The following is a 12,279-nucleotide window of genomic DNA, read 5'->3' as shown; positions in this document are numbered from 1 at the left end:
ACGAATCACTATTATGAAATGAAAAAAGAGAAAAGTTGATCGTTCAAGAAAACTACCTTTCTAAGGTGGTTTTTTTCATTCAACTAACGTCTAAAAGGAGGAAACTATTACTTATATTTATAGAATAGTAGGCACAAAAAAACCCAACCGTATGAAACATAGCGGTCAGGTTCTTCAATTGCTCATTATGAATGTCGTCCTAGGCTTGAGCCTTAAGAGCGTTCAATTTCTTCGCCAAGCGGGATTTTTTGCGGGCAGCCGCATTTTTATGAACCAGACCTTTAGTTACGGCCTTGTCCAGCTTTTTGGAAGCAGCTTGGAAAGCAGCTTGAGCAGTTTCAACTTCCGTACCTGTCAGTGCTACATCAGCAGTTTTCACAGCTGTACGAAGCGCGGATTTTTGGGAAGCGTTCAGTGCACGGCGTTTTTCGTTCGTGTTTACGCGTTTAACCGCGGATTTAATATTTGGCATTGCATTCACCTCCTGTAAGACATTCGAAATCATTATCAAATGATTCACAACTTAAAATAGTTTAGCATGACCGGTAGTAAAAAGCAATACTTAAAGCTTTCAAATTAAACCATTTTAACCTGCATAAACAAGGGCTTTCTCTCGCACACTATCGACAAAAGAGCATAGGCAGAAGCTTGCAATTTGAGTTTTTGTTTGAAGTAACTCAAGGGAAGCGTCTGCTCACAAAACTAAGTATCGCTTACGAAGCAAGTTTTGCCCGAAGTAATTCAATGGAGCGATGCTTACAAAACTTTTAGGAGGCTGGAACAATGGAACCGGATCTGCAGCTATATTCGGTACGCACGGACTTGGCGTTAGAGGCGAAGGAAATGGCTCAAGGGCCACAAAGGACGTCAATTCCTGGTGTAAACGAAGAAGTGGAAGAGTCTGATGGGATAAAAGTTACCCGGCTTGGTGTGGCTAACGCTGCCGGATCACAGGCGATAGGTCGCGCGATTGGGAATTATGTCACCCTTGAGGTGCCGGCATTGCGCGGTGGAGATACGGGCTTGCAGCAAAAAGTAGCTGAAGTCTTTGCTCGCGAATTCGAGGACTTCCTGACTAGGATTGGGATTGGTAAGGATGCATCTGTACTGATCGTTGGACTGGGAAACTGGAATGTGACTCCAGATTCATTGGGGCCGCTGGTGGTGGAGAATGCGCTCATTACTCGGCAATTTTATGAGCTCGTGCCGGATCAGGTCTCTCCAGGCTACCGTAAGGTAAGTGCTATTGCTCCAGGGGTGTTAGGGTTGACCGGTATCGAGTCGAGTGAAGTTGTACAGGGGATCGTGGATCGTACCAAGCCGGATCTCATCATTGCCATTGATGCGCTGGCATCCCGTTCACTGGAACGGATCAATACGACAATTCAAATTGCCGATATCGGTATTCACCCTGGTTCGGGGATTGGCAATAAACGGCGCGGATTGACACAGGAAATTCTGGGTGTTCCTTGTATTGCTATCGGTGTTCCTACCGTTTGCTATGCTTCGACCATTGTAAATAATGTGCTGGAGATGATGAAAAATCATTTTGGCAAAGGAGCGGGTCATACTAAGGAAATCATGGGGATGCTGGACGATATTTCCGAGCAAGAGCGACTGTCACTAGTGAAGGAAGTACTGGAGCCGCTTGGACATGATTTGATCGTTACCCCTAAGGAAATCGATGAATTTATTGAAGGCATCGCTAATATTGTTGCGAGTGGCCTTAATGCGGCGCTACATGATGCGGTCGATCCTGAGAATGTTGGCGCTTATACCCACTAATTGAATCATAGCTAGCACACAGTCCGGCGGGATGCTGATGTACAGTATCCTGTGCGGGCTTTATGTCAATTCTCTCATTTACGGTTCTACTACTACTCTTTCGCTCATAGATTTGGAGTATAAGAGATTACAGAGGGCTGGAGGAGGACATAAATATAATGAATAAAAAATGGTTTCAGCTTTGGAACATCGGCCGTTTACGTGGAAGAGTGCTGGATGCTTTATCGCTGGGAAGAACGATGCTGCTGCTCGCCGGAGGTTCGCTAGTATTTTTTATGCTGCTTGGAGCTGGCGGTTTGGCCGGACAGAAGTTGAACTCTTCACCCATTCCATCTATGAAGGGGCTTGCGGCCTCGCTATCCAGTGGATTTTTCATGGAGCTGTTGGGGATGGAAGTACCGCATTTACCGCAGGGGAAAGAGCCTTCCGCTTTTTCAGGTGAAAAAGTAACTTCCTTTGTATTTCAATTGCTGACCAGTGTGAATCCAAGTGATCCGAAGAGTTTAGTCTCTCGTGAAGTGCCAGGCTTGGCAGCGGATGATCCATTTCTTTTGCGACAAGGCTCAGGCGGCTCTACAGGAGCACCTGTTGACTATCATCCGGGAACGGATGAACTTGCTGAGGGCGGGGAAGAAGTTGATCCGTCTGCTCCAAACGAAGTGGACAAGCCTGAAGATCCCCCAGCACAGCAGCCTGAAGCGACGATAGCTCCATCTCCTGAGCCATCAGCAGCTGCAGGAGGTACGGATAAGAGTGATCCGCAAAGCGAGACAGATAATCCCAAGGACACCTCGGTTAAACGGATCCTTATCTATCATTCACATCCACGGGAGGCCTTTAACCCTCTACTAGGCGTAGCGAACGAAAATCCAAGCTCGGCAGTTTCTTCTAAAAATGTAATGCTGGTAGGATCATATATTACGAAAAGATTGGAACAACGCGGAATTGGTACCGTTCATGCCAAAGATGATTTTCCAACTAAAATTGCCGACTATAACTGGAATTTTTCCTATAAGTATTCCCGAATGTTGGTTAAATCAGCGATGAGCACAAATCAAGAAATGAGTGAACTTATCGACATTCACCGCGACTCACAGCGTCACGGCAAAACAACTGCAACGATTGATGGGAAAAGTTACGCTCAGGTGTATTTTATTATTGGACATGCGAATAAAGATTGGAAGAAGAACGAAGAGTTTGCAAACAAGATTCATCAAACGATTGAAAAGAGTTACCCAGGAATATCTCGCGGAATATGGGGAAAAGCTGCGGGTAAAGGAAACAACGGGGAGTACAACCAAACCCTCTCACCTAATAGTGTCTTGATTGAAGTGGGCGGTATTGATAATACAGCAGAGGAATTAAAGCGTACGGCTGATATTTTGGCAGATGCTATTGCGGATGTGTACTGGAGCAGTCATGACTCGGAGAAGGTAAATGCTACAGCACCTCAAAAGTCGAACGGAGCTTCTTAAGCTATAGATATTTCATTAGAATAAACAACCTTATTACCAAGTATTTAAGAAGGAGTGGATTACATGTCTCGTTTCGGTAAAAAACTGGTTATGGTCGGTATTTGGGCAGGGGTTGGCATACTGTTAGGTATGCAGTTCAGTGGCAGCGGAGGCGCAACCGTCTCTAAGCTGCTGCCAGGCTGGACCGACCTATCGACTACGCCAACCAGTCAAGTGACGGGCATGCAATCTCAGCCGATTAAGAATGGGGTTGCACAAGGTGGGCAGACTTATGTGTATGTTCCGATGGTGATCGACCCTATCACAGGTGCATATACGCCTGTTTCTCCATTGCCTCAGAATAGCAATCCTGCGCCAACTGAAGATCTTCCTCAGCAAGTGGTAGATGGGGATAATACGAAAACTCCGGAGCAGATTCTGATTCCCGAGGAACAAAAGCCGACAGTCGATGTGATAGCGGATAAAACGGCAGGCCTTTTGCAGCAGGCTTCTCAGAAGGGCATACGCTGGGTAGTCTCATTGTTCGATTCTGCGGAAGAATCACAATGATTTCAGGAGAAACAGTTATTTCACGGGTACGTGAATAGCTGTTTCTTCTGTTTTACGTAAGGGCGGGATTGATGGAGTAAGCTTGTACTGTTATAATAAGTGGATTAATATCAGGCTGTCTGTGGGGGTAAGGAATGACTGACGTTCAGAAAAGACAACAACAAATTCGCAATTTCTCGATTATTGCACATATAGACCATGGTAAATCGACACTAGCTGACCGCATTTTGGAATACACGGGGGCACTAACCACGCGTGAAATGCAGGAACAGGTACTCGATCAGATGGATCTGGAGCGCGAACGCGGTATCACAATCAAGCTGCAAGCCGTACGTTTAACCTATCGTGCAGACGATGGTGTAGAATACTATCTCAACTTGATTGATACACCGGGGCACGTCGATTTCACCTATGAGGTTTCCCGCAGTCTTGCAGCATGCGAAGGCGCGTTGCTCGTAGTAGATGCGGCACAAGGGATTGAAGCACAGACGCTTGCCAATGTGTATCTTGCGCTGGATAACAACCTGGAAATTCTGCCTGTCCTCAACAAAATTGATCTACCAAACGCTGACCCAGACCGGGTAAAGCAGGAGATTGAGGATGTTATCGGACTGGATACCAGTGAAGCGGTAATGGCCTCTGCCAAAGCCGGTATCGGGATCAAGGAAATTCTGGAGCAGGTGGTGAAGCAGGTTCCTGCGCCATCCGGTAATTCAGAAGAGCCGCTTAAAGCGTTGATCTTTGACTCTCATTACGATCCTTACAAAGGTGTTATCGTCTATGTGCGCGTAATGGACGGGAAGATCCGTGCGGGATCGAAGATTAAGATGATGGCAACGGAGAAGACCTTCGAGGTCATTGAAGTTGGTGCATTTATGCCGCGTATGACCATTGTCGATGAATTGAACATCGGGGATGTTGGATTTATCGTAGCTGGGATCAAGCATGTTGGAGATACCCGTGTCGGTGATACTGTCACTGACGCAAAGAATCCTACTGCTGAGCCGCTACCAGGCTACCGTAAGATCAACCCGATGGTATATTGCGGGTTATATCCTATTGAAACCTCCGATTATAACGATCTTCGTGAGGCACTTGAGAAGCTCCAGCTGAATGATGCTTCGCTAAGCTTTGAGCCGGAAAGCTCGAGCGCGCTTGGATTTGGTTTCCGTTGCGGATTCCTTGGACTCTTGCATATGGAGATCATTCAAGAGCGGATTGAGCGCGAGTTCAATTTGCCGCTGATTACAACTGCACCGAGTGTTATTTATCGAATCATGCTGACCAATGGCGAAATGATTCAAATTGACAACCCGTCACATTATCCGGAAATCGGAACGATTGACTACATTGAAGAGCCTTATGTTAAAGCAGCAATCATCGTGCCTAACGACTTTGTAGGTACTGTAATGGAGCTGTGTCAGAACAAACGTGGCGAGTTCGTAAATATGGAGTATCTTGATACTAACCGTGTAACGATTACTTACGAGATCCCACTGTCTGAAATCGTTTATGATTTCTTTGATCAGTTGAAATCAGGTACAAAAGGTTATGCATCCTACGACTATGAAATTTGCGGGTACCGTCGTTCGAATCTGGTCAAGATGGATATCTTGCTTAACAATGAGCAGGTTGATGCCTTGTCCTTTATCGTTCACCGTGATCGTGCATACAACCGCGGTCGTATCATCTGTGAGAAACTACGTGGGATTATCCCTCGCCAAATGTTCGAAGTGCCGATTCAAGCCTCTGTGGGTACGAAGGTCGTTGCGCGTGAAACCGTTAAGGCGATGCGCAAAAACGTACTTGCTAAATGTTACGGCGGTGATATTTCGCGTAAGCGTAAGCTGCTTGAGAAACAAAAAGAAGGTAAGAAACGCATGAAGCAAGTCGGCAGTGTCGAGGTACCACAAGAAGCATTCATGGCCGTACTGAAAATCGACGAATAACAAATCTGGAGCATCCAGGATGAAGTCTCCCCCACCGTATACCCACCGGAAAGGTGAAATGGTGGGGGAGTTTTCTTATTTGAAGGCTTGCGACAAGGCAATGTTTACGATAAAATGCAGGGGAATATCGCACTGCCGAAGGAGGAAAAGGGAATATGCAAGATCAGTCATCTATCAAGAAGCAAATTAAATCCTGCCCCTCTACCTATAAGACATTTAGCTTAGCGCTTCAAGCGTTGGTGATCCTTGCCAAGGAGAATACAACGTGCACGAGTAATGATATTGCGGGATCGATTCAATCCGAGGCGACACTTCTGCGACGAATTCTATCTGTCTTAGCAGGTGCTGGCATCCTTGAAACGCGTGAAGGACGTGATGGCGGATATAAGTTAAGCCGTCCTGCGGAGACCATTTTGCTCGGGGAAGTATACCATGCACTTCAGATTGCAGAAACACGTTGTCAGATCATGTTAGATGCAACAGGGGAACATTTATTTGGAACTAAGATGAAGTCTATTATTGAAGAGCTGACTGAAGAAATGGACCAAAGTATATACAATACATTGCAGAGATATACGATTCTGGACTTGCTAGAGCGAACTTATGAGCTCTATTGACAGTTTAACTTATCAGGAATATACTGTGCGTAATATAACACAGTTAAGGTCGTAGGTCTTAACTGTGATAAATTAGACACAGTAAAGATAATATTGGAGGAGTAATTTATATGTCTACACAGGTTGAGAAACAACAGGATTTTTTCACGGTATTAGAGGATCGTCGTTCTGTACGTTATTATGATCCAGCCGTCAAAATTTCGAAAGAAGAAATTGAAGATATTCTGAAAGTAGCGATCACATCGCCATCCTCTAGCAACTTGCAGCCTTGGCGGTTCCTGGTTATTGATGAGCAGGATTTGAAGGATAAGCTACTTCCTATCGCTTATAATCAGCAGCAGATTGCAGATGCCTCTGCGGTTATTGCCGTATTCGGTGATTTGGAGTGGTTTAATGAAGGCGAAAAAATTTATTCACGCTCGGTTGAAGCGGGTTTTATGACAGATGAAGTGAAGACCATGATGATCAATTCAGTAGATAACGGCTACCGTAGTATGAGCGAGGAAACCTTGAAGAAGATCGTTCATGTTGATGGTGGATTAGTAAGTATGCAACTGATGCTTGCCGCACGTGCGAAGGGGTATGATACCGTGGCAATGGGTGGCTATGATGCAGTGAAATTAAACGAAGCCTTTAATGTACCCGTAAGCTATGAGAATATTATGTTGATAGCGCTGGGTAAGGCTGCGAAGCCTGGGCGTCCTACGGTTCGACTATCCGTGGATGAGGTAACGAAATGGAATACGTTCTAATAAAAGAATAAGATTAGGTAGAGCTGGGAGGTAATCCCGGCTCTATTTTTTTTAGCAGGAGAAGTTTAGAATAAAAGGGGAGAAGAGCCGCTTTTGGTGAAGACAAAAAGATAGCGCGAGAGCTGCGGCTTGAAAAATTATCAAACGAAGTGTATGCACAAAAAATGTAAGGGGAGTTTTCGTTTGAAGCGATTATATTTGAAACTTACGCCAAGTACCTTTAAGAATCGGATTTTGTTAGCTTTCTTACTGTTAGTACTATCACCCATTGCCATGCTCGTTCTGTATAACTTCAAAGAGACAGAACAAATGCTTCAGGATAATGCGGAAACGAAGAACATAGAGCAGCTTATTGGGATTAAGAATGGTTTTGTTGATCTCATGAGTCTCGTTATGAAAACTGGGTCATTACTTGAACAAGATACAACGATTTTATCGATAATGAAGAATCCCGAGCAATCTGATGAAATCACGAGAAAAAAGCTCGTTGAAAACAAGTTTGGAGCGATTGAAAATACATTCTTCATGAGTGGAGCGACGGTATATTATACTTTAATCGACCTTCATGGAAACGCATACACTTCCTTTATGCCAAGGGAAACCTTGAGCTACGACGAAATCCAATCGGAGGATTGGGTTCAAGCATTGAAGCGAGAAGGAGCGAATCGATATATATGGAATCCGAATGACAAGAATAATGTAGTCCGGGAAAGTACAACAAGTAAGAAAATGCTTAGTCTCTATGAGGTTATGCGTGATAATGGTTTTAACATTTATGCCTATGCAAGACTAAGTATCGATTATGAGGAGTGGTTTACTAGATCAACGTTAGGGAGTAAGCAGGAAGGGGCTTTTTTTCTGCTCGATGCCTCAGGGAGAGTGATGCTTAATCCGGATAAGGATGAGACCTTTTCACCTGATATTGCGCAGAGTATTGTGAAGAGCGCCAACCAGCGGCAGAAAGAGCGTGCGGCATCCATCATCGATCCGAAGGAGAAAAGCTTATACACATACAGCTACATCGAAGAGTTGAATGGTTATGTCGTTAAAAAGGTACAGCTAGATCAGCTATTTCTTGAGGTGTACAAGCAGAAGCAACGATTTTTTGCTGTATTTGGAGTCATACTACTGCTATTTGTTCTATTAACTTATTTTATATCATCGACGATTACAGTGCCGCTAAAGAAGCTGCAGAAGAAGATGGAGATGACCGCTAAAACGAATCTCAAAATGAAATTACCCGAGCAAGGGCGGGGAGAGATTCTTGCGCTGACTCAGAGTTTCAATATAATGATTCATGATTTAAATGAGCTGTTGCAGCGACTTCAGCTTGAAGAAAAACAGAAGCAATTCGTTCGATTTCAGGTGTTGCTCTCGCAGATGAACCCGCATTTCCTACTAAATACATTGAATACGATAAAGAGTATCGCCTTAGATAAAGATGATGATGAAATTTATGAAATTTGTGTTGCACTAGGCAAAATATTGGAAACAACATTAAATACGGAAGTGGATTTGATTCTGTTAAAGGATGAGATCGTACTGATTGAATCTTACATGGAGATTCAGCGGCAACGCTTCGGACATGGGATTGAGATTCAATATGATATCAACGAGGAGCTGCAATACGCATTAATCCCTAAATTCTGTCTTCAGCCCTTAATTGAAAATAGCTTGATTCACGGCTTCGGTCAGTCTGTGAAACAAGGGAAAATTGATATTTCCGCTAAGGTGACTGGACAACAACTATATCTGCAGGTTAAAGATAACGGCATGGGGATAGAGAGAGCACAGCTGAATAAGGCTGCACGGAAACGAAAAGGAATCGGTGTTCAGAATATTAGGGAGAGCTTAGAGCTGTTGTTCAAGAATCAACGGACAGGCATGGATATTGTATCATCAGACACAGGAACTGAAGTGATTATCCATTTTCCACTTCTTATTTCAAAACCTTACGATGGAGGTAAGCTCACATGTGGAGAACGTTAATTGTGGATGATGAACAACCCGCGGTTAAAAGTATACGGAAGTTATTCTTAAAGGCTGGAATCCCGTTTGAAATTATAGGTGAGGCGGAGAATGGAGAAGCAGGCTTACAAATGATTCGTGAGCTTCGACCTGATGTGGTAGTGACGGATATCAATATGCCAGTGATGGATGGGGTGAAGCTCCTTCAAGTTGCGCGAGAGGAAGGCTTCGACTGCCGATTTGTAATGTTGACCGCATTGAGTGAATTTGAATACGCTCGGCAAGCAATCGTATTTGGAGCTTCGGACTACATTCTGAAGCTATCTTTAGATCTACAAGGTTTGAAGCAGACCATGGATAAGGTTCATGCCGAGCTGGAGCGAATGGTGAAGATGAAGAAGGCAGATAAATGGTTTCCTGAGAAGCAACAAACGGGACCGACAGACCATGTGGAGATGAACAAAATAATTGCTTACATTGAAGAGCATTATTCTGAGGACATCTCGCTCAAATCCATGTCAGAGCTGATACGAATGGATGCCAGCTATATAAGTGACTTATTCAAGAAAAAGACAGGGAAAACGTTGACGAATTATATCCAAGAGCGGCGTATTCAGGCTGGAAAAATGCTGCTTGCCGAGACGAGGCTAACGATTAGTGAGATTGGTCAGCAGGTGGGCTTTGAGAACGATAATTATTTTATTAAAATTTTCAAAAAGTGGTGTGGCGTCACGCCAAATGAATTTCGCAAAGAACCAAAAAACGTTCTATAGTTTCCCAAATGTAGTTCATCCCCCAGAATCCGCTCTGATGATAAAGTTATAGACGTAGAGCACAACACATAATCCTTCCAAGGGGGAAGATATCGATGAAGAAAAAGTGGGTTCCTGCAGTGCTTTCTGTCTTATTAGCAGGTACGATGCTGGCTGGTTGTGGTACTAGTGGAAGTAATGATGCGCAGGGCAGTGCAAATGGACAAACAGCAAAGGAGAAAATAAAGCTTACGATGTGGGGGGCCGTTCCTGCAGAAGCCGGGCCTCAAGCTGTAATTGATAACTGGAATAAAGATCATCCAGACATTCAAGTCGAGTATATCCGTAATGTAAATGACGATGCTGGAAACTTAAAGCTGGACACTGCCTTGATGACCAATCAAAACATAGACCTTTTCATGAACTACGATCTTGCTCATTTACAGAAACGTATGGATGCAGGCGTTGCCTTGGATCTAAGCACGAAAACAGATTATGACATCGACAGCCAGATCGGCGAGGACGCAGCGATGTGGAAAATCAATGATAAGTACTATGGGATTCCAACAAAGAAAAATATGGCGTTTGTATGGTTGAACAAAGATATGCTGGATGCAGCAGGATTACCGATTCCTGCGGTGGACTGGACCTGGTCAGATCTTGAGGAGTATGCGAAGAAGCTGACAAAGCCTGGTGTGTACGGATTATTGCAGGCAGATTCCTCCTTCTCAACAACGATGGACGGTACGCTTGCTGGAATGGGTGTGAAACAGGCGGATGGTACTTCAAACTTTGGGAATGATCTATGGAAAGAACACCTGGAAATATTGCATAACATGATGTTCGTGGACAAATCCACACCGGAATATGGCGAGCAACTGACCAGTAAGATGCCGGTTGATACCATGTTCCTGCAAGGCAAAGCGGCAATGCTGGCAGCAGGTGAGTTTATTTTCCGAAATGCGAACAACTTGAAAGACTATCCGCATGATTTCAAAACCGCGTTCGCTGCGATTCCAAAAGTGAATAAAGATCAAAAGGATTATAAATATTCGGGCGGTGTGGGTGACATGCTTGCTCTTAATGCGAAATCCAAGAACCTGGATGCAGCTTGGGAGTTCGCAAAATGGTATGCGGATGGCGGTATGCTGCCAATGGCAAGCGGTGGTCGTATTCCAGCCTCTAAGAGTGTAGATAGTAAGGAAGCAATGAGCCTTCTCATGAAGGGTGTGGAAGACAAATATGATACAGATTCAATGAATAAAATTGTATTCGGCAAATTCCCATCCTTCCAGCTAAATGTAACTCAACAAGCCATTGATGCACGTAAAGAAGAGTATGAAAAATACTTCTTAAATAAGCAAGATATTGAAACCACGATGAAGAATATGCAAACCCGTTCGCAAGAGTTATTGAAATAATGAAATAGTTAGCACAAAAGAGAAGGAGGAAGATTTCTTCGTTCTTCTCTTTCGTATACCCATTTTTCAGCATACGAAAGGCGGCGATACCGTGAAGCGGAGAAGCTGGATGGACAGACAAGGCTGGATCGGCATGACCTTTATTCTTCCGAATATGATTGGTATTCTCTTATTCTTTATTATTCCTGCAATCTATTCCTTTGTTCTCATGTTTACGAATTATCAATTTTCAAATCCGAATTGGCAATTTACTGGGCTGGATAATCTCAAACGGTTGTTCCATGACGATAATTTCTATGCCTCGATCAAATATACGGTGATATTCCTGATATCGGTTCCAGTATCGATGGTGCTCGCCTTTATTGTAGCGCTATTTCTAAACCGCAGTGTGTATCTTAAAGGCATATTACGTGGAATGTTCTTCCTACCGTATATCTCCAGTGGAGTAGCCATTGCATTTGTCTGGATGCTGTTATTTCAGCCTTCACAGGGACCCATCAATGAAATGCTTCGCTGGATTGGCATAACATCGCCGCCAGGCTGGTTTGCGGATACGGAAACCGCAATGTATGCCATTGATATCGTACAAATCTGGCTGATGCTTGGCTACAATATGATCATCTATTTAGCAGCACTACAGGAAATTTCGACAGAACAGCTGGAAGCTGCTCGGATTGATGGTGCAAGCACTTTCAAAACAACATGGAAAATTGTATGGCCTCTTGTTAGTCCAACAACCTTCCTATTAATGATTACCGGATTAATTATGACGATGAAATCATTCTCGATTATTCAAGCCATTACGGCTGGAGGTCCTAGCGGAAGTACGACGGTCTTATCACTATTCGTTTATAAAACAGCATTCAGTTATTACGATATGGGATACGCTTCAGCCATTTCATGGTTCTTGTTCGCCGTCATTCTCGTCATTACAGTCTTTCAGTGGATCGGCCAAAAGCGCTGGGTTCATTACTAAATGACCCCATAAAGTGGGGCTTTGCGGGGGCCCTG

General features: G+C 44.1%; 11 protein-coding genes. 10 read left to right on the top strand and 1 reads right to left on the bottom strand.

What is annotated here, in order from left to right; genetic code table 11:
- Positions 1-199: 199 nt before the first annotated feature.
- Positions 200-472 carry a 30S ribosomal protein S20 gene (rpsT, locus tag CA598_RS18100; protein ID WP_042130412.1) on the bottom strand — a complete coding sequence of 91 codons (273 nt, stop codon included), beginning with the start codon at positions 470-472 and terminating at the stop codon, positions 200-202.
- Positions 473-783: 311 nt separating this feature from the next.
- On the opposite strand from rpsT, the gene gpr reads away from it, so the two are divergent.
- From gpr to CA598_RS18050, 10 genes are all read left to right on the top strand, one after another.
- A complete protein-coding gene (gpr, locus tag CA598_RS18095) occupies positions 784-1,785 on the top strand; it encodes a GPR endopeptidase (protein WP_094877373.1) in 1,002 nt (333 codons plus the stop codon).
- Between the two features lie 158 nt (positions 1,786-1,943).
- Positions 1,944-3,260 (top strand): stage II sporulation protein P, encoded by a 1,317-nt coding sequence (locus CA598_RS18090; protein ID WP_094877372.1) that lies wholly within the window; start codon positions 1,944-1,946, stop codon positions 3,258-3,260.
- A gap of 63 nt (positions 3,261-3,323) precedes the next feature.
- Entirely contained in the window at positions 3,324-3,809 is a 486-nt protein-coding gene (locus tag CA598_RS18085; protein ID WP_094877371.1) for a hypothetical protein, read from the top strand.
- Positions 3,810-3,943: 134 nt separating this feature from the next.
- Complete coding sequence (gene lepA, locus CA598_RS18080) at positions 3,944-5,758, top strand: translation elongation factor 4 (RefSeq protein ID WP_036677511.1); 1,815 nt, start codon at positions 3,944-3,946, stop codon at positions 5,756-5,758.
- A 155-nt stretch (positions 5,759-5,913) separates the two neighbouring features.
- Positions 5,914-6,375 carry an Rrf2 family transcriptional regulator gene (locus CA598_RS18075; protein ID WP_094872696.1) on the top strand — a complete coding sequence of 154 codons (462 nt, stop codon included), beginning with the start codon at positions 5,914-5,916 and terminating at the stop codon, positions 6,373-6,375.
- A 110-nt stretch (positions 6,376-6,485) separates the two neighbouring features.
- Complete coding sequence (locus CA598_RS18070; RefSeq protein WP_094872697.1) at positions 6,486-7,127, top strand: nitroreductase family protein; 642 nt, start codon at positions 6,486-6,488, stop codon at positions 7,125-7,127.
- Between the two features lie 183 nt (positions 7,128-7,310).
- Positions 7,311-9,116, top strand: coding sequence for a cache domain-containing sensor histidine kinase (locus tag CA598_RS18065; protein WP_256990539.1), 1,806 nt, complete (start codon positions 7,311-7,313; stop codon positions 9,114-9,116).
- A complete protein-coding gene (locus CA598_RS18060; RefSeq protein WP_094877370.1) occupies positions 9,101-9,868 on the top strand; it encodes a response regulator transcription factor in 768 nt (255 codons plus the stop codon). The genes CA598_RS18065 and CA598_RS18060 overlap by 16 nt, the downstream gene beginning before the upstream one ends.
- A gap of 95 nt (positions 9,869-9,963) precedes the next feature.
- The gene (locus CA598_RS18055; protein WP_094872701.1) at positions 9,964-11,268 is read left to right on the top strand and encodes an ABC transporter substrate-binding protein; all 1,305 of its coding nucleotides are present in this window, start codon (positions 9,964-9,966) and stop codon (positions 11,266-11,268) included.
- Positions 11,269-11,359: 91 nt separating this feature from the next.
- The gene (locus CA598_RS18050) at positions 11,360-12,244 is read left to right on the top strand and encodes a carbohydrate ABC transporter permease (protein WP_256990537.1); all 885 of its coding nucleotides are present in this window, start codon (positions 11,360-11,362) and stop codon (positions 12,242-12,244) included.
- The last annotated feature ends 35 nt before the right edge of the window (positions 12,245-12,279 follow it).

It is taken from the genome of Paenibacillus sp. VTT E-133291, assembly GCF_002264395.1.
In the GTDB taxonomy this organism is placed as follows: domain Bacteria; phylum Bacillota; class Bacilli; order Paenibacillales; family Paenibacillaceae; genus Paenibacillus_AQ; species Paenibacillus_AQ nitricinens.
Note: the sequence above shows the minus strand (reverse complement) of the source record. Positions and strands in the feature narration are given on the sequence as shown.

Coding starts and splice junctions, on each gene's coding strand:
- rpsT (WP_042130412.1), bottom strand. CDS start 472: ATGCCAAATATTAAATCCGCGGTTAAACGCGTAAACACGAACGAAAAA.
- gpr (WP_094877373.1), top strand. CDS start 784: ATGGAACCGGATCTGCAGCTATATTCGGTACGCACGGACTTGGCGTTA.
- CA598_RS18090 (WP_094877372.1), top strand. CDS start 1,944: ATGAATAAAAAATGGTTTCAGCTTTGGAACATCGGCCGTTTACGTGGA.
- CA598_RS18085 (WP_094877371.1), top strand. CDS start 3,324: ATGTCTCGTTTCGGTAAAAAACTGGTTATGGTCGGTATTTGGGCAGGG.
- lepA (WP_036677511.1), top strand. CDS start 3,944: ATGACTGACGTTCAGAAAAGACAACAACAAATTCGCAATTTCTCGATT.
- CA598_RS18075 (WP_094872696.1), top strand. CDS start 5,914: ATGCAAGATCAGTCATCTATCAAGAAGCAAATTAAATCCTGCCCCTCT.
- CA598_RS18070 (WP_094872697.1), top strand. CDS start 6,486: ATGTCTACACAGGTTGAGAAACAACAGGATTTTTTCACGGTATTAGAG.
- CA598_RS18060 (WP_094877370.1), top strand. CDS start 9,101: ATGTGGAGAACGTTAATTGTGGATGATGAACAACCCGCGGTTAAAAGT.
- CA598_RS18055 (WP_094872701.1), top strand. CDS start 9,964: ATGAAGAAAAAGTGGGTTCCTGCAGTGCTTTCTGTCTTATTAGCAGGT.